The following is a 24,259-nucleotide window of genomic DNA, read 5'->3' as shown; positions in this document are numbered from 1 at the left end:
AAACAAATTATCTTTCAGTAAATTCAGATTGCTATTTTTGAAAAAAATAGTATTAGGGATTTCATAGGTATGATTAATCAAGTTTTGACAAAACCCGAAAATATTACAAGGCTTGAGGGAGTCCATTGGCAAACTTATCAGGCTTTATTGTTTGATTTAGGGGAATCTTCTCATCAAAAGCTAACTTTTAATCGGGGGATATTAGAGATTATAACTCCTTTACCCATTTTATCTAAGCAAATCATTCTTAATTTTCTAAGGCGACGAGGTGAAATGGGAGAAAATGCCCTATTGCGTGAGTTTCGTCAAACGTTAGAAAATCAAAGCTAACTTTTGTTTGCTATGACGGGGGAAGGAATATCGACTTTTCTATGATAACTTTCCCTTGAGAATTACGAGGAATCATATCTAATTTATGCCAAATTTTTGGTATTTTATAATAAGTAATTAAAGAGGTTAATTTTAGTTTAATATCCGCTTCTGTAATCTTGTCATTAATTGGTATATAAAAAGCTGTAATTACTTCGCCCCAATAGTCATTTTTTGCACCCTTAATATAAATATCTTTAACTAATCCTGTCGATAATATTGCCGTTTCGATTTCTGAGGGAAAAACATTTTCTCCTCCCGTAATAATTTTTTGACTATTACGCCCTAAAATATGTAAAAAATTTTCATTATCTAAATAACCAACATCATCAGTAATAAAAGTATTAATATCTTCAAAATGGGGATAATATCCTTTGAAAAGAGAATTTCCTTTAATCTGAATTAAATTTGGGTTTTTCCCTTCTATGATAACTTGAGCATGAGGTAAAATTTGCCCATTACTAGGGTTTTCTCTTAATTTGTCAGGTTTTAAAATACTTATTCCCGATGCGGTTTCTGTCATGCCATAGGTTAAAGACAAGGGTAAATTATATTGCTTTGCTAATGCTATTTGTTGAGGATAAATAGACGCACCTCCTACTAAAATTGTTTTAAATTTTTTTAAGTATTCTGGTTTATTAAGCAGAAAAAATTGTAATTGGGTCGGCACTAAAGAGATAAAATAATCATGGTAATTTTCGACTATTTCTAAATTATTTTTGATATTTTGGAAACTATTAATAATTAACTTACCATTACTAATAAAACTCCTGATTATCTGCATTAAACCGCTAACATGATAAAGGGGAAGACAACAATAGGAATTAATGGGAATACTGTCAAAATATTGATTAAAACCCATAGCAGAAGCGGTGAGAGTTTTCCATGTATGAATGGCAAATTTTATCTTTCCAGATGTGCCTCCTGTGGGTATCATTATGGCTTCTAGTTTTGGTAAGGCTTGGGGAGTGAGGGTAAAGTTATAGTTAATTTTGCCAAAAATAAGATCAGGTTTAACTATTTTTTCGATTTGTTGCCATTCTTGTTGTTGCCAATGGGGATTGATTAAAAAAAGACAAGATTTGCTGATAATTCCTGCAAAAAAAGCATTGATAAAATTAATTTCGTCTCTTTCTGCTATAAAAATTATGGGATGTTTTTCCGTTGTTTGATAAGCCTTAATTATAGTTAAATAATGATTAATTTTTGCTTCATTGATGATGGAAATTTTATCGGGATAATATATCCATTGTCTGTTTAATAATTGTTGTAAATTGTGAATCATTAATTTTATTGTAAAGCTCTTAAATAGTCGATCGCAGCTTCTAATTTAGTGTTATAAGATAGGGCAAATTGTTCAAACCAAAAACCTTCATCGGAATAGGGATCTAAATTTTTTAACCATAATTCAGCTTTGCGTATTAGTTGTTTTTCTTGTCTTTGTTTCTCTAATTCTTTTTGTCTAATTTCTTCTAAATTTTCTGTTTTACTGTGCAGTTTAATTTCACTCTGTTTTTTACTAAAACTTTCAGCTATTTCGTCTAATTTTTGCTCTGCTAAATTACTTTTTTGAGCAGGTTTAGATGAGGTTTTATTCTGTTTAAATTGATTCTCTATATCAGCTAATAAATCTGGCGAAGTTTCTTTTTTATTTTGGGGTTTTTGTTGAATAAATTTACTTTCTATTTCTGTTAATAAATCCTCTGATTTACTTTGTTTAGAGTTCGATCGAGCCGTGCTACTTTGTGATCTAACCTTAGTATCTTTAAATTTTGTCTCAATTTCTGCTAATAAATCATCTTTATTAGATGGAGTTTTATTAGTGGATTTTTCACTTTGTAAATTAGATAAAAAAGAATCTATATCATTATTATTCACTTTATTATCACCATGATTTACACTTTGGTTAACAGGGTTCGATCGATGATATTTTTGTTCAATTTGTGTAATAAAATTATCGATATTATCCATAGATTTATCAGACAATAAACAACGAGAGAAATTAAGGACGAAGTTTTGATCGTCCTATAACATTATTTTACACTACTAATAAAACTTATGTTTTTGTACCGATAATTAAGGTAACAAGAGATTGCTTCGTGCCTCGCAATGACAAGACAAAATAGCATTATCTTTTTGTAAATCCTAATTAAGCAACGGCACTTAAAACAGATTCTAAAGACTCCCAACGGAAGTAACGCTCACCGCCTAATTCTAAAACAATTTTAATTCTAGGCTCTTGTTTTGTTAAACTAATTAAATACTCTTTTTCTTCATTAGAAAGAACAAATCCTTCAATAATCCACAATACTAAACCTTTAGAAGAAGGAGGTAAATTTTCTAGTTGTGAAAGGGCAATAGGAGGCACAAAATAAGTTAACCCAACTGCACCTTCTTGCCCAATATTTTTCTTCCCTAAATGGGGAGGGCGCACCCCATGAATACCCATTAAATAAGCACTTAAATCTCCTAATCCCCTAGCAGAAAGATTAAAAGTATGATAACCTGATGTTCTCAATCTTCTTTGATAACGCCCTTCAAAACCCCCCTCAAGAGGTGCATAAACTCCGAGAATACCAGATTTCTCTAAGTCTTTGATAAAACCTTTACCAGTGGTTAATAATGCCATGAATTTTATTGATGATTACTAATAACATTTATGCTAATTTCCTTGATTATAATAGGATTTGTGTTGATTTGATCGGGTTCGATCGATTCGGTGTCATGTAATAATAAGGGGTTTTCTACCTTTTAAGCCTGTCATTAACTTTAAGGCAAAAAGTTTTAAGGGTTGAATATGTCTCATCATTAGTAACCCTAAACGGCGAATAGCAATAATAGGTAAGAGATTACTAGAGAAAAATCTATCTAAAAAGTCAGTAAAGCCCAAAATTGCTAAATTTTCTCGTTGTCGCCAATTATTATACTGATTTAATACGTCTAAATCTCCTATGTCTTTTCCTTCTTTCACTGCCTGAGTTAATACTTCTGCTAAGGCGGCGGCATCTCTGATACCTAAGTTTAAACCTTGCCCTCCCACGGGATGACAACAATGAGCAGCATCTCCTATTAATGCTAGTCTTGGTTTAACATAAGTCTCACTCTGCATTAATTGTACTGGAAAGAGGTTTCGATCGCTCACTAATTCAAATGTACCAAAATAACCTTCTGTATGATGTTGCAGACGAGAGATAAATTCTGAGACGGGTAAGGATTGCAATTCTTTAGCGATGGCATGGGGTGCACTCCACACGATTTGACAACGATTGTCGGGGAGGGGAAGGATACCCATAGGACCTGTTTCCCAAAAACGTTCAAAAGCAGTATCATTAGTATTGGCGGAATGTTTGATGGTAAAAGCAACGCAGGATTGCCAATATTTCCAACCACGAGTTTTGATGTTTGCTTGTTGTCTAACGTAGGATTTTGCTCCGTCAGCGCCGATAAGTAACTTAGTCTCAAGGGTAATTTGTTGATTTTGATGATTAAGAGTCACTATATTATGAGAGTCTAGCTTTTCTATGGCTATCACTTGACTATTTTCTAACCAAGTAATGTTAGGGGATTGTAAACTAGCTTCTTGTAAAGCAGATAATATATAAGTGTGTTCTCCCACATAACCTAAATAATCTGTTTGCAAGTCTTCGGTTTTGAATTTGACTATCCAAGGAAAAAAACCATCACTGAGACGAATATGTTTAAATTTGCCTATATGGGGAAAAATATTTTGCCAAACCCCAATACTTTCAAGAATTTTACCGCTTAAAATTGATAAGGCGTAGGCTTGTTTACGACTTTTTGCCATAGCGAGGGTTTGAGTTTCAATCAGTGCAATTTTTAACCCTGTATTTTTTAAGGCTACGGCTAAGGTTGTACCAACTATACCTCCGCCGACAATGACTAAATCATATTTTTCTCTAACGGATAGATTTGTGATAGGGGATTTTTCTTGATTCATAACTCACTGCAAATAATATTATGGCGATCGAAATCCGCTCGATCGAATCCTTAATATATCTTAACAATGAATAGGGAATTATTGAGAAAATTTCTGTCAATATCTATAACTCTCTCTCAACCAGACAACTTAAATGCAAACTAGCTTACCAAAAATTTAAGAAAAAATCTGCTATGATTAGCTAAAATAGTTAATAAATCTTGTCAAATTATGAAAACTTTAACCGCTACAGAGGCAAAAAATAGTTTTGGAATGCTCTTAGATTGGGCAAGACAAGAGCCTGTATTGATTGAAAAACAAGGGCGACAGGTTGCGATAATGTTATCAGTCGAAGAATATCAACGGTTATCTAATCCTCAAAAACAATCGTCTAATTTAGGCGATAAAGATTTAACATTGGCAGAAAGATTAGCTATTTTAAAGTTGCCACCAGAAGAAAGGGCAAAAACTTTAAGAAAAAGTGCAGAAAAAATGTTATTGCATTATCAAGAAAATCAAGAATGGCAACATTTTAGCGAAGGAGATTTCATTGACTATTAAAACAATTTTACCCAAAAAAGGAGAGATATGGTTAGTCAATTTAGAGCCAACTTTAGGAGTTGAAATAAAAAAAATTCGTCCTGTTATCGTGATTAATTCTGATGCCATTGGTAAGTTACCATTAAAACTAATTGCCCCGATTACTGATTGGAAAAAACACTTTAGTCAAAATCCTTGGCACGTTCAAATTGTACCTAATTCTATCAATAATTTAACAAAAATTTCTGCGGTAGATACTATTCAATTAAGAGGAGTTGATATTCAACGCTTTCAAAAAAAAATTGGTGTAATTTCCGAAGAAGAAATGCAAAAAATTGCGATTTCAATTATTACTATCATTGACATTGATCTGGACAATTTATTATGTTAATATGAGTAAATCATTCCTTCCTGATTTTGTGAGTATTTTTTATAGTAGAATACGGTGTAAGGCTTCTTGCCGAAAAAGCTAAAGTAATGAGTGAAAAATTACTTATGAAATCTCGTTCTAGTCTGTCAAAAATTGTCATTGTTTCCGTTGTTATTATTCTTGTTATCGTCTTGAGTGTTGGCTTATTTTCAGGGAAATACTCTAGCTATATCCATAAAGGGGGTGTCAAAAATAATCCTCAAGGTATCGTATTTGTTCCCAAACGATCGCCCCTCATGGTATCTTTACTGATCAATCCTGATAAGTTGGGAGTGATAGCGAATTTATTACCTTCTAATGATGAACAAAAACGGGTTTTAAGATCGATCGAACTGTTCAGAACAAAGTTACTATCTCAAGCACAAGTGGATTCTCCAGACGATTTACAAGACTGGTTGGGAGATGAAATTACTTTTGCGGTGACATCGTTAGACTATGATCATAATCCAGATAATGGTATAAAATCAGGATATTTGTTAGCGGTAAAACATAAATCTGCGGATTTAGCAAGGGAATTTTTACAGACTTATTACGGCAAACAAGCGGTTTCTAATAGTGCGCAGTTGATTTTAGATGAGTATAAAGGAGTTAAGTTAGTTTATCAACAACCCTTAATACCTGATACGGAAATTAAACAGGTGGCAGCGGCGGTAATAGGAGATTTTGTCTTATTCGCTAATGAGATACAGGTATTAAAAGAAGCGCTTAATAATGCACAAGCGATCGATCTCAACTTAGCCCATGATTTAGCATACCAAAGTTCGATCGAATCCTTACCAAAGGAAAAAGTTAGTATCGCCTATTTTAATTTACCTTCTACTTCGGCATGGGTGACAAATCAAGGAGAAGTCAGCAATCCTCAATCTCAAAGTTTAACCCTTTCTTTAGCCTTAAATCCTCAAGGTTTAGTGACTTATAGTCGTCTTTTTGGCATGGATGACACAGAAAACCAAGCGCCCAAATTATCTACGACACCTCAAACTTTAGCCTACATTCCCGATAACAGTATTTTATCAGTGGCTGGAGTTGACTTACAAGGATTTTGGCAAGATATTAAGGGGGGATTGAATAATAATAATCCTTTACCTCAACTCCTTTGGAATGCTATCCATCCCCTAGAAGAATCTTTAAACATCGATTTTGACGAAGATATTTTTCCTCAAGTAACGGGAGAATATGGGTTATCTCTTTCTATCAACAAGCAAACTCAAGATTTAGACTGGTTATTCATCAACGAGACGGGATTGACGGATAAACTCGATAACCTTGCCAAAGAAAGTGGTTTAAGTGTTGGTACATTACCCCTTAAAGATAACACTATCACCGCATGGACAAAATTAGTCACTACCTCCGATAATAATTTTTCTCGTCTGGAAGCACAAGTCAAAGGAGTGCATACTCAGAAGGATTCCTACGAAATTTTAACCAATTCTGTCAATGTTTTGAGTGATATTTTAAGCAACCCTAACCATAATTTACTCGAATCAGAGGAGTTTCGATCGAGCATTTCTGGTTTATCTTCAGAAAATGACGGTTATTTATATCTACAGTGGCAACCTTTGAAACCTTATCTAGTCAAGAAATTTCCTATTGTCAAAATTGCCGAATTAGGATTTAAACCATTATTTGATAACTTGCAATCCCTAATTATCACCAGTGAAGGAGTCGAAAACGGAGTCAAAAAAGGTACTATTTTCTTTAACCTATCTTCTAGTAAGTAGAGATTGCTGAATAAATATGTTAGAATAACCTAAAATCGAAAAATAATCACTTTTAAACAAAGTATAGTATCTATTTCGGTTTAAGTAGTATAAGTTTATAGTCAACAATATTCAAAATTGAATACTATAAACCTAAAATCAATGAAAATATGTCAAATAGTGTCTATGAAATCTTGTTAGTAGAAGATAATGCCGTTAATGCTCAACTCATTCAAAGTTTACTCTCCAATTCCCATACATCAGTTTTAGCGGAGGGATTCTCTTTTAATGTCTCTTTAGTCGATAATTTAACCCAAGCCATTACCCTACTTAATCATCAAGAATTTGATGCCATCTTACTGGATTTAATGTTGCCCGATGGTAAAGGTATGGAATCCCTCTTAAAAATTAAAGAAAATGCTCCCGATACTCCTATTATTGTTCAAACAGCGAACCATGAACAAGAAGAAAATATTATAGTTAGAGCATTTCAAATGGGCGCTAATGGTTATCTGCGTAAAAAAGATTTGGATACAAACCTCTTAGTTTATGCCCTTCGTCTTGCGATCGAGCGACAACAATATATTGAAAAAATAGCTCAATTAAAACAGCAACAGCAACAAATAGACGAATTTGCCAGTTTAGAAAATTTAGCTAATTCCATTCAACCGAGTATTACGGCGAGAATGTTCGCATCGGAGTCATTAAAAGAGGGTATTCCCGATGTTTTTGCCGAATTGAGTGAAAAATATGGGGAATTATTAGATTTAGCCTTAGAAGAAAGAGCTTTTCGAGTAAATCATGATATTTCTGAACAGTTACGAGAATTAGCTAGTAAGTTAGGATTTTTTAAAGCCAGTCCTAGGGATGTAGTTGACATTCATACAAAAGCATTAAAAGAAAAGACTCAAAATGTTAACCTTTCAAAAATTCAAGCATACGTTGATGAAGGTAGGCTAAGATTATTAGAGTTAATGGGTTATTTAACTTCTTATTATCGTAAATATTATATTGGTTTAAGCAATCTTAATATTATTTCTACCCCTGATTTGGATAACATTTAATTCATGAGCAACTATATTTTACGTTTATATATCACTGGCAACTCTCTTAATTCTCAGCGTGCGATCGCAAATCTACTCAAATTATGCAAAGAGGAGTTAAATAACCAGTATAAAGTAGAAATTATTGATGTATTAGAAGAGCCACAACGGGCAGAAAAAGAGAAAATATTAGTTACTCCCACTCTGATTAAACAGTTACCTCCTCCATTACAGAGAATTATCGGGGATTTGTCTAACCGTGAGAAAGTCATTTGTGGATTAGACGTTATTTCTAAACACCCCGAATAAATTTGATTTACAGAAAAATTATGAAGACAAGAGGAGGAGGAGGGAGAAAATATCAAAAGTGTATTCTATTTAAAATTCGGAACAAATAAAAATGTCAGCAAAAGACTTATTTCATAAAGCTGTGGTTGTCGCTATTGAAAAAGATGGTTGGATTATAACCCACGATCCTTTTTACCTCAAACTCAATGATATTGAATTTTATATAGATTTAGGGGCAGAAAGATTAATTACGGCACAAAGATCAGGTCAAAAAATAGCGATCGAGATCAAATCTTTTTTAGGAGCTTCTGCTGTTAAAGAATTTCATTTAGCACTAGGTCAATTTCTCAATTATAGATTAGCATTAAAACAGGTAGAACCAGAGCGAATTTTATATTTAGCAATTCCAAAAGATACCTATGAAGATTTTTTTTCTCGTCAATTTGTGCAAAATTCTGTTGCTGAATACCAAATAAAATTAATGATTTTTGATTCCGTTAAGCAAGAGGTGATTTTATGGAAAGAATAGATTATATTCAATTAATCAAAAATATTTTAACTGAACACTCGATTAATCATTCTCGAAGTGATACAGAAATTCAATTAATATTCGATGATCATAATCATCATTATCAGGTTTTACATATTGGTTGGGATGATCAAACACGAATCTATGGTGTAATTATTCATGTGGACTTAAAAGGGGATAAAATTTGGATTCAAAGAGATGGTACAGAAGTAGGTATTGCAAATCAGTTATTAAATGCAGGAGTCTCAAAAGAACATATTGTTTTAGGTTTTCAAGCACCGTATAAACGAGAATTTACAGAATTTGCTATTGGTTAAGCTAGGACGCATCTAAGTTTACTGATTGAGAGGGGGAATGGGCAATAGGTAAGAGTTGGGAATATAATAATGAAACCTTGTTATACAAGCCTTTTGAAAAAATAGAAAATATTGTCATAATGAAATTATCATCAAATAAAATTTATTTCGGAGTTTAAAATTATGGTTGCTTTAACGTCAACACCTCTGATCAATCTTCCTACTCAAGATGATTTACCCTACGATGATAATGAAAATATGGAAACTTTACGGCATAAATATCAAATGGATTTACTTTTAGAAACTATTTACCCTTGGCTAGAAAATCGTGAAGATGGTTTTATCGGGGGAAATATGTTTGTTTATTTTAGCCAAGCTCAAGTAAAAAACTATGACTATAAAGGACCAGACTTTTTTTGTGTTTTAGATGTCACCAAAAAAGAACGCAAAAGTTGGGTAGTATGGGAAGAAGGAAAAGCCCCTGATGTGGTGATAGAATTGTTATCGGAAAGTACGGCTAATTATGATAAAAATGGAAAAAAACTAATTTATCAAAATCGCCTAAGAGTACCAGAATATTTTTGGTATGATCCTTTTAATTCAGATGATTGGGCGGGTTTTTCTCTGTCAAAAGGAGTCTATCAACCCCTAACCCTTGATTCTGAAAATCGTTATATCAGTGAACAATTACAATTAGCGTTAGTTCGTTGGACTGGAGTTTACCGAGACATTGATACTACTTGGTTACGTTGGCAAACTTTAGACGGTGATTTATTACCTACTGATAAAGAAGTTAGTGAACAAGAAAAACTACGAGCCGAACAAGAAAAACTACGAGCTGAACAAGAAAAACTACGGGCTGAACAAGAAAAACTACGAGCTGATGAAGCTGAGCGAGAAATCGATCGATTAAAGGAGTTATTGAGAAATGCTGGTATTGATACTTAATAGGTATCCCCAAAACTAACACATTAAGGTTCTTCACGAGATGCTAGAGAGTGAAAGCAGAAAATATTGATCTGTATTTCTGAAAATATATTTGCATACTTAGTAATGAAGAACCATATTTGTCTATATTTTCATTATTCAATTTTAAAATTTTCTCTCATAATGGACAAACATAAAAACTAAATAGCCAACCAGTTAAACATTTCCTCCACGGATAACTCTAAATCTTTAATAGCATCTAACATAGGTAAGATTTGCTTTTCTATTTTAATTTCGGGAAATTGATTGGCTTAAATATCATTACGGACTCATCTTCCGTATCAATCAACCATCCTAACTGTGTTCCTTAATTAAGACAAAATATAATTTTTCTCATCACTTTATTAGCAGATTGTTCAGGTGATAAAATTTCAATTACCCAGTCTGGATAAGTTTCAAAACGATTAGCGATTCTTCCTTTTTCATCTTTAGGAATACGTTGCCTAGTAAAAACCGATATATCTGGTACGATCGATCGTCCTCCAAAAGTACATCGCAATTCAGGGAAAGCATGGGCAATTTTCGTTGCTAAAACCTTATCATTAATAATGGTAACTAAACGACCTTGTAAAACGCTATGTTGTCCTTGAGGTATGGGCTTTTCTTGTATTTTTTCATCAATATATTCACTATAGGGCTTGGTTTCGGGGAGTTTCAAAAACTCATCTAAACTTAAAGATGTTTCCCTAGTGGGTTCAAGAGTAATAATCATGTTAAATTAGCTATACTAAAACACGGATAACTTTACTTTATCGCAAAAAATATTGAAAGGTAAGACTCGATCGAATTTATGCAAAAAACACAAATCGTGATAAAGTGAACAAAATAAAGAAAAAACAAAATCTTATGTCAGGGGATATACAATTTCATTTTCCCAACATTTAGCTTATGAGAGAATATGAAGAAGATATTAATATTAGTCAAGAATTTGTGAGTTTATGTCATGCCCAATTAACTGTACTCATCAATAGTTTTTTTGTGCAAGAAATGGTAATTTATTTAACTAATAATAATGTAGATAAAACTAACTTAATTCCCATTTTTATCTATCCCGATACTGCCTATAATAACTATATTAAATCGTTATTTTATTTACCTGAAGATCATGCTAATTATGATTCCTATAACTATAGTCAAGTCTTAGAAGATTCTTTATTACCCCAAGAAATTATCCGTTATATTCCTAATACTTATTCACCCCATCAATTAATTTTACCTCTGATTTATCAAAATATTGTTTTTGGTTTATTAGCGATAAAAAGAAACACTAATCCTTGGCAAGATTCCGAGGTTTTACAAATAAAAGATATTGCCCTCACTATTACTCTAGCTCGTTTTCTGGAGCAACAACAACAATTAACCCAGATTAAATTATCTCAGATACAACAATTAAGATCGATCGAACATGATCATCTGGACGATTTTTTACATCAATTACGCAATCCCTTAACCGCTATTCGTACTTTTGGTAAATTATTGTTAAAACGTTTATTTCCCGATGACAAAAATTATCAAATTACCGAAAATATTATCAGAGAGAGCGATCGAATGAAAGACTTAATCGCCGATTTTTCTCAACAGTGGGAGGAGGTAAATAATGACGAGATTATTACCTTAAATGAGGGTAACAGTAGCTTCTTTTTAACGGAAAAAATTGAAGCCTTAGAATCTTTGGATATAAATAAAATTATTAACCCTTTAATTAACTCTATTAAAGTCATAGCAGAAGAAAAAAATATTAAAGTTTTTTATCAAAATTATGATTCTTTTCCCTTAATTTTAAGTAATGAAAAAGCCTTAAAAGAAATTTTAAATAATATCCTCGAAAATGCTGTTAAATATACTCCAGATAATGGCAAAATAATGGTAGAAATAGAGCAAAATACCGAAGAATTAATTATCAAAATTACTGATACAGGTTATGGTATTCCTTTAGAAGATCAACCTCATATTTTTGAAAGACATTATCGGGGAATACAACAACAAGGCGAAATTTATGGTACTGGTTTAGGACTTTCGATCGTGAAAGAATTATGTGATAAAATAGGAGTAAAAATTAGTTTAATTAGCCCTTATAATTGGGTTAAAAATCAAGAAAATTTAGGCACACAATTCTCTTTATTCATTCCCCTCGTCTAAAAACAGAAGAGCAAACAAGATAAAATAGTTATTTTCACGGAGAAGAAAAAAACGATAAAGATGTATAATCAATCACATTATTTTCACTAATAAAAGTATTGCGATTATGGACAATTCTAATTATAAAATATTGAATTTAGTGGGTGAAGGACAATTTGGGAAAGTTTACACCGCAATTCATCGTCAAACAGGAGAATTAGTTGCTTTAAAAGAATTAAATCCTCGCAAATTTTCTACTAAAAAATTTCTCCGAGAAATGCGCATTCTTCTGAGTTTAGAGCATCCTAATATTGTTACTTGTAAAGGTATTGAACATAACTCTAAAGGACGTTATTTAGTCACAGAATACTGTGAAGGCGGTACTTTAAGAGATTTATTAGAAACCTCGATCGAACTTAGTTTAGAACAAAAATTAAAAATTATTACTGATATTTTAGAAGGCTTAAATCAAGCTCATATAGAAGGAATTATACATCGAGATTTAAAACCAGAAAATATTTTACTCTGCGTCACTTCGGGGGGATGGAAAGCGAAAATTTCGGACTTTGGAGTAGCTAAAATCGAATTAGAAGATGTCAATGTTAGTAGTAATATAGGGGATACTGGTTCACCCGCTTATATGGCACCTGAGCAATTCTATGGTAAATACTCCTATAGTTCTGATCTCTACGCTATAGGAATTATGCTATATGAAATACTCATCGGTTATCGCCCTTTTAGTGGTAGCCCAAATGAAATTATGATTCAACATTTGAATCTTGCTCCGAAAATTCCTCCTGAGATACCTGAATCTTTAGCCCAAATTCTCAAAGAAGCCTTACAAAAATTACCTCAGCATCGTTTTCGCACCGCCCAAGAAATGAAAACAGCTATATTAAGGGCAACTTTAGAATTGCAAGTATATAATCAATCTTTATATAGTACTATTCCTTATCAGTCAATTTCTCTAAATTTAGTTTATCAAGAGTCTATCCAAGAGCCGATTAATTATGTAGCTGTAAAAGATAATTTTCTGTATTTAGCCACTAAAAAATCTCTCTTAATTCAATCTTATGATCATCTTTCTAATAACATAGAAATAAAAGATATTATTAAACATCAATTTGACGATAAAATTATTGAGATAAAATCAGTAGAAGATGGGTGTATTGTTGTGACACAGAATCCTAATAATTATTATCAATATTCTTTCTTCCATTGTGGCAATCAAAAAACAAATTTAAGAGAAATAAAAAGCGAATCTTTTGCCTATGCTATACCGAATAATTATTCATGGATTGCCCTTAATAATACTTTCGATAATGAGCAGGGTTTTCAAATTATCAATACAAAAAATGGCAATGTTATCCTTAATTTAGTTAAGGATTTTCTCCCAAAACAAATTCTTAGTTTGGACAATAATCATGGTGTAGCAATTTATGATCAATTAGAGATTGACAAAAATCAAACATTTCTCAGATTTTTCAATCGACGAGGAAACTGGTACGATGCTTATATTATCTCTTTATCGTTACATTCTTTAGTCTATCATCAGAAAGTAACTAATACTTTTTTAACTAGAGAAAAACAAACAAATAATTTAATTTTAATTAATTTATATCCTTTTGCTATTCGTCGTATTCCTCTTAATTTTAAAGCTGATTTTTGGATTTGTAGAGATAACGGTTTTATTTGTGCTAGTCATCAAGGAAATATTGCTTTGTTAGATACGAAAGGAGATTATTTAGGGGAAACTAATCTTAATTTATCTATCAGTTCGATCGAATCTTTAAAAGATGATAAAATTTTAGTTATTGTCAATACAGAAAACGGACAAGAAAAACGTATTTATCATTAATTAGGAAGATTGATGAAAAAGTATTTTGGTGATTGATTCTTGTTCTAAGCTAAGATAAACTAATAAAAATACGAATAAATTTATTATATTGGAGACAAATTAATGACGGCTGAAAGTATGTTGTTTAATGGGGCAATTCTTTGTTTTGGAGTTGTTTTAGTTGGTTTAGCATGGGGTTTTCTTTTATTAAAATTAACTGGAGAATCTAAATAGGGTCTGCTTAAAAAGTCTTTTGATAAGGATAGTGAATAGTTAATAATGAATAGTTAATAGTTTTAATAAATCAAAAATCTAGGTATTGAGATTAATACAATTGTTATAATCTGCCGATTTATTCAGCAGATCCTATTTTATCAACTCTACAGCATCCCTACCGTCGATCGAATCTAAAGATACCTTAACTTATTTGTGGGCAATATTTGGATAATTTACAAATATAAGAGATTAAATACAATATTAGCCTTAACCTTATTGGGTTGAATACTATTCAATCCCTACGAATCAAAAATTGATAAATACAAGAAAAATTTAAAAAAATATGAATACCAAAAATTATCCGTTTGCCCAAGAATTAATTACTGATATAGATGGTAATATTCGTAAAGTAATTTTAGATTTTAACGACTATCAATATTTATTGGAAATGCTAGAAGATGAAGGTTTATATCAAGCTATGTTAACAACAAAAAATGAACAACCATTAAGTTTGGAATCAGCATTAGAAGAATTAGAAAAAGAATGAAAACAGAATATTTACCCAGTTTTATTAAAGACTTAAAAAAGCTAAAAAGTAATCCTATTTACAGCAAAATTAAAACTTTAGTAATGATAGAAATACCCAACACTGAAAATTTGACTACTATTGGTAATGTTAAGAAAATTAAAGGTGATGATAATGCCTATCGTATCAGGGTTGGAGATTATAGAATAGGATTTTTTTTAGAAGAAGATAAAATTATATTTTCTAGGGTTTTACATCGTAAAGAAATATACCGTTTTTTCCCTTAAATAAAAACTATTTAATCAATTCTACGGCATCTCTACCGTCGATCGAATCCACATATACCTTAACTTGTTCTTCCTTCGCCGTTGGTAACGATTTGCCGATGAAGTCGGGATGTATCGGTAATTGTCGATGACCTCGATCGACCAGTACTACTAATTTAATAATTTCGGGGCGCCCATATTCACTCACGGCATTTAAAGCGGCACGAATCGTTCTACCCTTATAAATCACATCATCCACCAACACCACAATTTTACCCGTCAAATCGAAGGGGATTTCCGTTCTTTCGGGGGTACGAGTCTTAATCTTATCTAAGTCATCTCGATAAAAGGTAATATCGATCGCACCTACGGGTACTTTAACCCCTTCAATCATTTCAATTTGAGTAGCCAATAAATGGGCAAGGGGTACACCTCTCGTATAAATTCCCAATAAGACTACTTGAGATAAATCTGAGGCTTCCTCCACAATTTGAGAAGCTAAACGAGTTAAAGTACGGCGAATTTCGTCAGCCGATAATATTTCGATAATTTGGCTAGACATAAATAATTAACAATTAACAATTAACAATGTTGCCCTTCTGGTAGAATTTAGAGTTCCCCCTTTGTTAAGGGGGTTAGGGGGAGGAAATAATTATAGTTTTTTGGTGGGGGTGGGTTTAATATATTAAACCCCTACATTTCTTATTACTTTTGCCCTTTGCCCTTTGCCCTTCTTACTCCACTGCGACTAAAACAACGGTAATGTTATCCGAACCGCCTCCGTCTTTCGCATTTTGGACTAATAAACTGGCGGCTTCTTGTAAGTCTTCGGGAGTGCCTAAAGATTTACTGATTAACTCGTCTGACACTTCTTCTGTTAAACCATCACTACACAACAAAAATCGATCGCCTGAGAGGGTTTCTTCTATTTGTTGAATATCAATACCTTCGTATAAATCCCGTCTGCCTAAACACTGGGATAAAACGTGCCTCCAAGGGTGATGTTTAGCGTCATCGGGAGTTATTTCTCCTGCACGAATCGCCTGAGAAATCCATGTGTGATCAAGAGTCACTTGTTCTAAGGTTTCTCCCCTTAAACGATAAAGACGAGAATCTCCCACATGGGCTCGCCAAGTTTCTCCATTTCTAAATATTATCATGACAAGGGTAGTTCCCATGTCTGCTCGTTGGGGATTCACAGCCTGATCTTCTAAAATGCCTTCATTGGCTTGATAAATGGCTTTTTCTAAGAGATCATAAGACTCTATGGGGGCTTCCCAATTGTCTGCTAAATAGTCTTTAATTACCTGTGTGGCGATGCGACTGGCTTCTTCCCCCCCAGCGTGGCCACCCATACCATCGGCTAAGATAAAAAATCTACCCTCTGGGTCAATATAATGGTTATCTTGATTATAAGGTCTAACTAATCCGGGGTCGGTTAAACCAGCAAATGCACATTTCATAGGTTAATCTGATTTTTACTTGCAATATTTTATTATAGTTTGCGATCGAATTTATCTAATTGTCTTAATAATCGGAACAAAGAAAAAGTCGGAAAAATACTGACAACAGCAACCACGATCGCCCACTGCCAAAGTCCGTTTACAACCAGTATAGTACTAGATAGAATTAATGCACTCATAAATAAACTATAATTCGTTGCCATTTGCATACTGGCGACACGGCGTAATAGTCTTTCCGACTCTAACGATCGAACCCGTAAACGGATATCCCCTCGTTCTAATTTCTCTATTGTATCTTCTAATCGTCTAGGAAGACTCAAAGCAGTGTTACTAACTTGAAAGGCTTGACGACTAATCTCATCAAAAATTGACTTTCCGACACCATTTTCATTAAAATCATTCATTACTTGTAAAGCAAAAGGTTGTGCTACCTCCATAAAGTTAAATTCTGGGTCTAATCCTTTCCCTACACCTTCTAAAGTGGAAAATGCTCTCATTACAAAGGTAAATGTAGCAGGAAAACGAAAAGGTTGATCATAGGCGATTTCGTACAAATCTTCACTAATTTTACCGATGGATTGTTCCTCGAAGGGTTTATCCATAAAATTATCTAACATGAATTGTACTGAACGTCTTACAGGTCCTGGATCATCCATTACTGCTAAGGCTTCTAAGTCTATTAAAGCAGAAACTACTCGATCGGCATTTTTTTCCGTGACACCGAATAACATTTCGATCAGTTTTTCTTTCACATTACTCTTAAGTTGCCCCATCATGCCAAAATCATAGAAGATTAAAGCACCATCTCCAGCTACAGCCAAGTTACCGGGGTGCGGATCGGCATGGAAAAAACCATCATTGAGTAACTGTTGTAAATATGCCCTAGCCCCCAATTTAGCTAAGATTTTTCGATCGAGTCCTGCCGCTTCCAAAGCCTCATAGTGACTAATTTTGATGCCCGGCATATACTCTAAAGTGAGGACACGAGGAGAGGTATAACGCCAATAAACTTTCGGTACTTTTACCCAATCAGCAGTACGAAAATTACGGCGAAAAGTATCAGCATTTTGTCCTTCGTTTAAATAATCCGTTTCCTCCCATAAAATACGACAACATTCTTCATAAATGCCCAACCAATCTCTACCCTTACCCCAACGAGGATGATTTTGAAAATAGCGTGTTATTTGCTTGAGGATAGCCAAATCAATGGTAAATAGTTGAGGTAAACCGGGGCGCTGAATTTTAACAACAACTTCTTCCCCTGAATATAATAAAGCCTTGTGAACTTGCCCTAAACTAGCCGCCGCCAAAGGTGTAGGATCAAAACTACGAAATAATTTATTCAGAGGTTTACCTAAATCTTTTTCAATAATGGCGCTAACTTGTTCAAAACTGAAAGCTGGTACTCGATCTTGTAACTTAGATAATTCTTCCACATATTCCGCAGGAAAAATATCCGCCCTCGTAGAGAACAGTTGTCCTACTTTAATGAATGTGGGACCCAATTCGAGTAAGTTTTCCCGAATCCATCCTGCTTGAATACGGCGACGGTTCGATCGTTTTTCTTCGGTGTAACCATTGGCATAAGTCCATTTTTTGCTATTGCGCCACAGTTTGAATAAAAGAATAAGCACAAAAGTCCAAATATCGATACGCCGACGCAGACTAGAATAATTGTCACGATTCCAACGATATACTTTTTTCCCCGCTTCTGGTTTATTATTTAAGGGCGTGGGCATAAAGTCTGGATTGGAGGATAAATATTTTTGACTATTAGAATATGCTGATGACACTGATATATATAATAAGGTTTTATGATGACAGAATCAGAGATAGAGAGAATTTAGAATAATGATGACTTTTTCTCAATATTTCTTAATGGTTTTGTTACAAATTATATCTTTATTTTCTCAGTTTGGATTAATTGATTACCACTTTCTCTATTATCCCATAGAAATATTCTGGTTGTGGTAAGTTCGATCGAAACTTGATACAGTTTAATTTACTATATAATGATATGGTGAATTTAGTTCGATCGATTAAAATTATGAATAATCAAGATTTACTCACTATGACAAATAATCATAATGCTATGTCATCTCAAGAATGTTTAATGGCACAGATGCCCCCTTCAGCGTTAGGATTAGTTGCGGATTTTTTTAAAGTCTTATCCGAAAGCAGTCGCCTCAATATTGTGTGTTGCCTCAGAAGTGGAGCTAAAAATGTGTCAGAAATTATTGAACAGACAAATCTAGGTCAAGCAAATGTATCTAAACACCTTAAAATGTTAGCACAGGCGGGAATTGTTACCCGTAGTCAAAAAGGTATTAACGTTTATTATCATATTAGCAACCCTTTCGTATTTCAGCTATGCGACCTAGTTTGTAGCTCACTATCTATTCAGTTTCAGGAACAATACAAACAATTATCTCAAATCAAATTGACACAAAATAAAATTGATAGTTAATCATCATATTTAGTGGGCATCAATTATTAATGTTTATATTGATTAAATTTAAGAAGAAATCATTTTTTAAGTATATGTACGCAACTTTATCTTAACTTTATATTTAACAAAAACAATTTTATTAAGCTCAGATAAATACTGAAGATAAAAATGTCATTTTTGTCATTTTATAGTTTAAATTGATGAATATAGACAAGATTTGTATAAAAAATTATCATTTATTTACTAAAATCTATTATTATGAAAAATAAGTCAATGTTAAAAAAACAAAAATTGTAGCGAAGATTACCAATTTAAAATTATGAATGAATCTTTAATTAATTGTGTAGAAGAAATATCTTTAAATCGTGATGAAAGGGTAAAACAGTTAAAAAATACGATCGAGACTTTACAAATTGCTGAAGAGATTTCTCGTCATGGATATTTAATTACCAGTTCAGAATTAGCCGATTTAATGGATATAAATGCTAGTGCTGTCACCAGTAGAGGAGAAGAATGGTCGTGGCGTAACTGGATTGTGTCAAGGGTAAGACGGGAAGGCAATCAAATTCTCTGGCAATTAGAAAAAATAGACAATATCTAGGAAAAAACAGAGCAAAAAATCTCTTGGTGAAGCGAGGCAAGTTTTGCACAACCAAAAAATTTTATGTCGAACTCAGGTAAGATATTGATCATAAAATTTATATAATGATTTATGAAACTAATTTCTATACTAGGTTCAACAGGCTCGATCGGAACTCAAACTTTAGATATAGTAAGAGAAAATCCCGATCGATTTCAAGTAGTGGGTTTAGCCGCCGGTAATAATATCACCCTTTTAGCGGAACAAATTCGAGAATTTAAGCCCGAAATCGTGGCAATTCAAAACCCTGATAAACTATTAGAATTGAAAAGTCTCATAGCAGATTACCCTCAACAACCCATTCTCTTAGCAGGAAAAGAGGCAATTTGTGAGGTAGCTAGTTATGGTAACGCCCAAAGCGTTGTTACTGGTATTGTAGGATGTGCAGGATTATTACCCACCATCACCGCCATTAAAGCAGGAAAAGACATCGCTTTAGCTAATAAAGAAACTCTGATAGCAGGGGCGCCTGTGGTGTTACCCTTAGTGAAAGAGTACGGAGTTAAATTATTACCCGCCGACTCCGAACATTCAGCTATTTTTCAATGTTTACAAGGTGTACCCGAAAAAGGCTTACGCAAAATCATTTTAACCGCTTCTGGTGGCTCATTTCGTGACTTACCCGTAGAGAAATTGGCTAGTGTAACTGTTAAAGATGCCTTAAAACATCCTAACTGGTCAATGGGACAAAAAATCACGATCGATTCTGCTACTTTAATGAATAAGGGTTTAGAAGTCATCGAAGCTCATTATTTATTCGGTTTAGACTATGATGATATTGAGATCGTCATTCACCCTCAAAGTATCATACATTCGATGATCGAGCTACAGGATACATCCGTACTAGCTCAGTTAGGGTGGGCAGATATGCGTTTACCCCTACTCTATGCCTTATCTTATCCCGATCGAATCCCTACCAACTGGGAAACTTTAGACTTAGTGAAAGTAGGTAGTTTAACCTTCCGTGAACCAGATCACAACAAATATCCATGTATGCAGTTAGCCTACGAAGCAGGAAGGGCTGGAGGTTGTCTTCCTGCGGTATTGAATGCGGCAAATGAGCAAGTTGTGGCATTATTTTTACAGGAAAAAATCGGTTTTCTCGATATTCCCCGCATTATTGAGTCTGTATGCGATCGTTTTTCGAGTCAGAATACATCTAATCCTAGTTTAGATGACATTTTACACGCTGATCAATGGGCAAGGCAACAGGTTTTACAGCAAATTCCCGTGTTAGCCTGATGAATTTTATAAATAATATCTTGTAATCTAGCCAAGAATAAATGAATATATTAGCAAAATATTTTGTTACATAGCACTTACGCGCCAATAACGATATTCTGTCATTCTGAGCGTAGCGAAGGAATCTCAATCCCTTGATTTTTAGAAAATTAACAATTTGTAAATAAACGATAACTGTAGGTAGTGTATCATAACCTGCCAAGAAATAAATTTCATGGCTTATAGCACAAGTCTGCTAAAGCGACTAAATTCAGGAATAAAAACGTATTGCTGAAATATTTTAATTAAAAACAATGTTTATCAAATCACTTTAGTCGATTTTCGCTGTTAGCTTTGTCAATTTATTGCAAAGCGAGTAGTGTTAACCTTATCAGCTCTAGGCTAGTTATATTGCACAAAATCTACTTTTTGTCAAGTTTTATTTCCATTTAACGATAAATAATGTAGGGGTTTATATAGATTCCCCTACTCAGTCAAAATTTCGTAAACTCTTAAATTGCCTTTTCGTCTCAAGTAAAGCATCAAACTGATTTTTGTTAACTCCTAAATATAGGTGAGTATTTTTTTCTTCACACTATGCCTAGTGTAAAATTTGTATATTTTGATCTTTGATTATATTTAATAAAAAAAACTAATAAATTTTCTCAATATTCTTCACTTTGTACTTAATAACTTTTTAAATTAATTGTTTAAAAAATACCATTAAATTTTTTTTAATTATTACTATTTAAAGTAGCAAGAAAAGATGTATAATGATGAACCCTGAAGAAATGAGTACTGTTTTTGTACTGTGTATTGAGTAAAATTAATTGATGTAACTATGAGCAATTTGAAGACAAAAAATACTATGAATAGAAATATCGATCGTTCGATCGAACTTCTGTATAGTAGTGATGAAGATAATAAAAATGAACTATTTTGGGAGAATATAAAAGAACCCTATAAATCCATATTAGAAGATTGTTACTATATTAATGAAGAAGGAAAATATCATCAATTAGATTACCTTACTAATAGTATTAAATATAATCGAATTAGCTATATAAAATTAGGCATTCAACTATATCAAGTTAAATATTATCGCCTATATAAAAATTGCTATGATTCCTTTAAAAGCTACTGTGAAAAAGCAGTTTACTACCCTGTATGGAGAGCAAATCAAGTAATTGAATCATCAGGAGTGGCTATTAAGCTAATAAAAGCAGGGTTTGATATTATTCCCCAAAATGAAGCTCAAGCTCGTTTATTAATCAAATTAAATGATGAGCAATTAATAGAAAAATGGCAAGAAGTTTTACATACTTATACCCCCGATAAAATTACCGCAAATCGAATAGAAAGAATTGTTTTTGGAGAGCAAACTTTTAAAAAAGGTAGTTTAAAATTACCCATAAAAGTTATTAGTCAAATTGAAATAAAAGCCTTAGAAAATGGGATGTCAGCAGGAGATTTTATTACTAAAATGATGGAAGGAGAAGTAACCATTAATTATGATGGTTCAGTGGAAACTAGAGTGAAAGAAAATGAAGATTATCAAGAAAATATTAGCCCTGAGATGATTAATAAATGGGAAAAAGATTTACAAAAATTAGCTTTTCAAGAAAGATCGATCGTCGATGAATTTGCTGAAGATTTAGCAGAAGAAATCAAAAATACTGTAACAGATTTTCGGGAAGTAATCAAAAAATGTTTTTTACACACTTTTTTGTTAACGTAGGGGTTGAACATTATTAAACCTGTCTTCACAATTGATTTTAATAGCTTTCCTATCTGAATTGTAAGAATTTAATCCTCCCTAACGCTTATTATCGGAATCTGAGACTCTTTTATAAAGAGGCTGTCATATTGCCTCTTAGAAAGTTTAACCAAGTAGATTCGGATAAAGTATTTTTGCTAATCCGAGTAAAAAGGCAATTAAAATCCCATAAATTACACTCCGAGAGATAAACTCAAGGTTATCTAATCTTTTCCCTAATCCGTTAACATCGCTTTTAATGGTAGCTATCTCAACTTTGATAGTAGTTAACTCCTCAAATATTTTCTCGAATTTACTATCTATTTTTTCAAAGTTTCGATCGACTTGCTCAAATTTAGAGTTAATTAAATCCCTTAACTCTTTTAAGTCATTATCTGTTACTGTACTCATGGTAAAATTCTCATTAAGATAAAAAATTGATTAGGGGTAATTTGCTCTTACTCGTGACACTCCCACGCTGACCTAAGGTACAGGCGTGGGCTTCCAAATATCGCTACTTGGATTTTCTGCTTCTCAGGGTGGTTCTAGCTGTCGATTTCTCCACAGCCCCGATACCATTCTCCTTCACAGACTGCAACACCGTCTGCCCAACGGCTAGGAGTCCACGTTGCTCTATTATCATAGCGGCGGCAACATCTCTGTCGATAGTAAAACCGCACTCAGAACAACAATGGACTCGTTCTTTCAAATCTTTTTTTCCTGTAAGAGTATTGCAATTTGGACAAGTTTGAGACGTATAATCTTTATCTACTTTGAGAAGATATACGTCTCTTTTTTTTGCTACTAGAGTCAGAATATCGACAAAAGCACCAAAGGCAAAGTCTAGGGAGTGTTTACGCAACATCCCCCTTCCCCATGACTTAAAGTCTATGGCTTCTATGAAAATCATCTTGGCTTGATCACACAAATAATGAGCTAGTTTAAAATGATAATCTTTCCTGACTCTGTGGATATATTCGTGTAACTGTGCAATTTTCTTACAGGCTTTTTTCCAATTATTAGAACCTTTTACTTTGTCTTTTAGCTCACGTTGCAGTGATGTCAACTTGCTTTGTAAGCTGATTAAAAACTTAGGTCTATCAATAATTTCATTTCTGGATGTAGCTACAAGGCTAGAAAAACCCAAATCAATACCTAGACTAGAATAAGCTAAATCTGGAATTGGGTCAGGGATATTTCCCTCAGACTCGATTGTACAAATGACGTACCAACCTGATGCTTTATTCACTACTTGGACTTGCTTAACTACGAATCCTTCGGGAATCGGTCGATGCAAGTTAATTTCAATATCGCCAATTTTCGGCAATTTGATTTGATTACCAACAATAGGATTAGTCTTAAATTGAGGAAACACCATTGAGCGAATCCTTTTACGAAAACGGGGAAAACCATACCCTCTATTATGAAAAGACCTGAAAGCCTTATCTACTTTACCAACAACCTCTTGAAGAACCTGAGAGGGTACTTCTTTTAATTCAGGATTTTCTTTTTTTGCTTCCGTCAATTGACGCTTTTGGTAGTAATAGTCGGGATATTTCGTTTCCGCAGGAATAATATACTCATTAACCAACGAGCATTGATCAACAGGAGACTTCCTCGATTTTATCCAATCTTTTCGTTCTGCCAG

27 protein-coding genes and 1 pseudogene are annotated in these 24,259 nt (G+C 33.3%); 18 read left to right on the top strand and 10 right to left on the bottom strand.

The genetic code is table 11. The annotated features are described in order from the left end of the window. The first annotated feature begins 69 nt into the window (after window positions 1-69). Complete coding sequence (locus ACN4EE_RS10155; protein WP_431706325.1) at window positions 70-330, top strand: hypothetical protein; 261 nt, start codon at window positions 70-72, stop codon at window positions 328-330. Window positions 331-340: 10 nt separating this feature from the next. Here ACN4EE_RS10155 and ACN4EE_RS10150 read toward each other — a convergent pair whose 3' ends face one another. The 4 genes from ACN4EE_RS10150 to ACN4EE_RS10135 all read right to left on the bottom strand — a co-directional run bounded on the left by ACN4EE_RS10150 (window position 341) and on the right by ACN4EE_RS10135 (window position 4,327). Then, window positions 341-1,654, bottom strand: coding sequence for an AMP-binding protein (locus ACN4EE_RS10150; RefSeq protein ID WP_431706324.1), 1,314 nt, complete (start codon window positions 1,652-1,654; stop codon window positions 341-343). 5 nt (window positions 1,655-1,659) lie between these two features. Further along, window positions 1,660-2,340, bottom strand: coding sequence for a salt stress protein, Slr1339 family (locus ACN4EE_RS10145; protein ID WP_431706323.1), 681 nt, complete (start codon window positions 2,338-2,340; stop codon window positions 1,660-1,662). A 178-nt stretch (window positions 2,341-2,518) separates the two neighbouring features. Then, on the bottom strand, window positions 2,519-2,998 hold the full coding sequence (gene ndhN, locus ACN4EE_RS10140; protein WP_431706322.1) for an NAD(P)H-quinone oxidoreductase subunit N: 480 nt from the start codon (window positions 2,996-2,998) through the stop codon (window positions 2,519-2,521). A 93-nt stretch (window positions 2,999-3,091) separates the two neighbouring features. Continuing rightward, window positions 3,092-4,327, bottom strand: coding sequence for an FAD-dependent hydroxylase (locus ACN4EE_RS10135; protein WP_431706321.1), 1,236 nt, complete (start codon window positions 4,325-4,327; stop codon window positions 3,092-3,094). Between the two features lie 210 nt (window positions 4,328-4,537). On the opposite strand from ACN4EE_RS10135, the gene ACN4EE_RS10130 reads away from it, so the two are divergent. From ACN4EE_RS10130 to ACN4EE_RS10095, 8 genes are all read left to right on the top strand, one after another. After that, on the top strand, window positions 4,538-4,867 hold the full coding sequence (locus ACN4EE_RS10130; protein WP_431706320.1) for a type II toxin-antitoxin system Phd/YefM family antitoxin: 330 nt from the start codon (window positions 4,538-4,540) through the stop codon (window positions 4,865-4,867). Then, on the top strand, window positions 4,857-5,237 hold the full coding sequence (locus tag ACN4EE_RS10125) for a type II toxin-antitoxin system PemK/MazF family toxin (RefSeq protein WP_431706319.1): 381 nt from the start codon (window positions 4,857-4,859) through the stop codon (window positions 5,235-5,237). Before ACN4EE_RS10130 ends, ACN4EE_RS10125 begins: the two co-directional genes overlap by 11 nt. Before the next feature lie 104 nt (window positions 5,238-5,341). Continuing rightward, entirely contained in the window at window positions 5,342-6,997 is a 1,656-nt protein-coding gene (locus ACN4EE_RS10120) for a DUF3352 domain-containing protein (RefSeq protein ID WP_431706318.1), read from the top strand. A 149-nt stretch (window positions 6,998-7,146) separates the two neighbouring features. Next, the gene (locus tag ACN4EE_RS10115; protein ID WP_431706317.1) at window positions 7,147-8,040 is read left to right on the top strand and encodes a response regulator transcription factor; all 894 of its coding nucleotides are present in this window, start codon (window positions 7,147-7,149) and stop codon (window positions 8,038-8,040) included. Window positions 8,041-8,043: 3 nt separating this feature from the next. Then, window positions 8,044-8,328: a circadian clock KaiB family protein gene (locus ACN4EE_RS10110; protein WP_431706316.1), complete on the top strand. Its 285-nt coding sequence runs from the start codon at window positions 8,044-8,046 to the stop codon at window positions 8,326-8,328. Window positions 8,329-8,419: 91 nt separating this feature from the next. Beyond that, entirely contained in the window at window positions 8,420-8,836 is a 417-nt protein-coding gene (locus ACN4EE_RS10105) for a XisH family protein (RefSeq protein WP_431706315.1), read from the top strand. Next, window positions 8,824-9,153, top strand: coding sequence for a XisI protein (locus ACN4EE_RS10100; protein WP_431706314.1), 330 nt, complete (start codon window positions 8,824-8,826; stop codon window positions 9,151-9,153). Before ACN4EE_RS10105 ends, ACN4EE_RS10100 begins: the two co-directional genes overlap by 13 nt. A gap of 162 nt (window positions 9,154-9,315) precedes the next feature. Beyond that, window positions 9,316-10,080 (top strand): Uma2 family endonuclease, encoded by a 765-nt coding sequence (locus ACN4EE_RS10095; RefSeq protein ID WP_431706313.1) that lies wholly within the window; start codon window positions 9,316-9,318, stop codon window positions 10,078-10,080. 179 nt (window positions 10,081-10,259) lie between these two features. Here ACN4EE_RS10095 and ACN4EE_RS10090 read toward each other — a convergent pair. Then, window positions 10,260-10,831 (bottom strand): annotated as a pseudogene (locus tag ACN4EE_RS10090) (Uma2 family endonuclease). A gap of 176 nt (window positions 10,832-11,007) precedes the next feature. On the opposite strand from ACN4EE_RS10090, the gene ACN4EE_RS10085 reads away from it, so the two are divergent. The 5 genes from ACN4EE_RS10085 (at window position 11,008) to ACN4EE_RS10065 (ending at window position 15,103) form a co-directional block, all read left to right on the top strand. Continuing rightward, window positions 11,008-12,258 carry a sensor histidine kinase gene (locus ACN4EE_RS10085; protein ID WP_431706312.1) on the top strand — a complete coding sequence of 417 codons (1,251 nt, stop codon included), beginning with the start codon at window positions 11,008-11,010 and terminating at the stop codon, window positions 12,256-12,258. Between the two features lie 106 nt (window positions 12,259-12,364). Further along, window positions 12,365-14,095 carry a serine/threonine-protein kinase gene (locus ACN4EE_RS10080; RefSeq protein ID WP_431706311.1) on the top strand — a complete coding sequence of 577 codons (1,731 nt, stop codon included), beginning with the start codon at window positions 12,365-12,367 and terminating at the stop codon, window positions 14,093-14,095. 102 nt (window positions 14,096-14,197) lie between these two features. Next, window positions 14,198-14,308, top strand: coding sequence for a cytochrome b6-f complex subunit PetM (gene petM, locus ACN4EE_RS10075; RefSeq protein WP_431706310.1), 111 nt, complete (start codon window positions 14,198-14,200; stop codon window positions 14,306-14,308). Between the two features lie 325 nt (window positions 14,309-14,633). Then, window positions 14,634-14,837 (top strand): hypothetical protein, encoded by a 204-nt coding sequence (locus tag ACN4EE_RS10070; RefSeq protein WP_431706309.1) that lies wholly within the window; start codon window positions 14,634-14,636, stop codon window positions 14,835-14,837. Next, window positions 14,834-15,103: a type II toxin-antitoxin system RelE family toxin gene (locus tag ACN4EE_RS10065; protein WP_431706308.1), complete on the top strand. Its 270-nt coding sequence runs from the start codon at window positions 14,834-14,836 to the stop codon at window positions 15,101-15,103. The genes ACN4EE_RS10070 and ACN4EE_RS10065 overlap by 4 nt, the downstream gene beginning before the upstream one ends. Window positions 15,104-15,110: 7 nt before the next feature. Here ACN4EE_RS10065 and pyrR read toward each other — a convergent pair whose 3' ends face one another. From pyrR to ACN4EE_RS10050, 3 genes are all read right to left on the bottom strand, one after another. Continuing rightward, window positions 15,111-15,644, bottom strand: a complete 534-nt coding sequence (pyrR, locus tag ACN4EE_RS10060) for a bifunctional pyr operon transcriptional regulator/uracil phosphoribosyltransferase PyrR (RefSeq protein WP_431706307.1) — start codon at window positions 15,642-15,644, stop codon at window positions 15,111-15,113. Between the two features lie 172 nt (window positions 15,645-15,816). Next, window positions 15,817-16,545, bottom strand: coding sequence for a PP2C family protein-serine/threonine phosphatase (locus tag ACN4EE_RS10055; protein ID WP_431706306.1), 729 nt, complete (start codon window positions 16,543-16,545; stop codon window positions 15,817-15,819). A gap of 32 nt (window positions 16,546-16,577) precedes the next feature. Next, complete coding sequence (locus ACN4EE_RS10050) at window positions 16,578-18,284, bottom strand: ABC1 kinase family protein (RefSeq protein ID WP_431706337.1); 1,707 nt, start codon at window positions 18,282-18,284, stop codon at window positions 16,578-16,580. Between the two features lie 353 nt (window positions 18,285-18,637). On the opposite strand from ACN4EE_RS10050, the gene ACN4EE_RS10045 reads away from it, so the two are divergent. From ACN4EE_RS10045 to ACN4EE_RS10030, 4 genes are all read left to right on the top strand, one after another. Continuing rightward, window positions 18,638-19,012, top strand: a complete 375-nt coding sequence (locus ACN4EE_RS10045) for an ArsR/SmtB family transcription factor (RefSeq protein WP_431706336.1) — start codon at window positions 18,638-18,640, stop codon at window positions 19,010-19,012. A 301-nt stretch (window positions 19,013-19,313) separates the two neighbouring features. Continuing rightward, window positions 19,314-19,595: a hypothetical protein gene (locus ACN4EE_RS10040; RefSeq protein WP_431706305.1), complete on the top strand. Its 282-nt coding sequence runs from the start codon at window positions 19,314-19,316 to the stop codon at window positions 19,593-19,595. A gap of 111 nt (window positions 19,596-19,706) precedes the next feature. Beyond that, on the top strand, window positions 19,707-20,876 hold the full coding sequence (gene dxr / locus ACN4EE_RS10035; RefSeq protein ID WP_431706304.1) for a 1-deoxy-D-xylulose-5-phosphate reductoisomerase: 1,170 nt from the start codon (window positions 19,707-19,709) through the stop codon (window positions 20,874-20,876). 847 nt (window positions 20,877-21,723) lie between these two features. After that, window positions 21,724-22,593: a hypothetical protein gene (locus ACN4EE_RS10030; RefSeq protein ID WP_431706303.1), complete on the top strand. Its 870-nt coding sequence runs from the start codon at window positions 21,724-21,726 to the stop codon at window positions 22,591-22,593. Window positions 22,594-22,737: 144 nt separating this feature from the next. Here the strand turns inward: ACN4EE_RS10030 and ACN4EE_RS10025 are convergent, their stop codons facing one another. Both ACN4EE_RS10025 and ACN4EE_RS10020 read right to left on the bottom strand, forming a co-directional pair. Next, window positions 22,738-23,022, bottom strand: coding sequence for a hypothetical protein (locus ACN4EE_RS10025; protein ID WP_431706302.1), 285 nt, complete (start codon window positions 23,020-23,022; stop codon window positions 22,738-22,740). A 103-nt stretch (window positions 23,023-23,125) separates the two neighbouring features. Continuing rightward, the coding region (locus ACN4EE_RS10020; RefSeq protein ID WP_431706301.1) for an RNA-guided endonuclease InsQ/TnpB family protein at window positions 23,126-24,259 on the bottom strand (1,134 nt) is incomplete at its 5' end.

It is taken from the genome of Geminocystis sp. CENA526, assembly GCF_050753365.1.
Classification (GTDB): domain Bacteria; phylum Cyanobacteriota; class Cyanobacteriia; order Cyanobacteriales; family Cyanobacteriaceae; genus Geminocystis.
The sequence above is the reverse complement of the archived record's forward strand: the minus strand, read 5'-3'. Positions and strand labels throughout refer to the sequence as shown.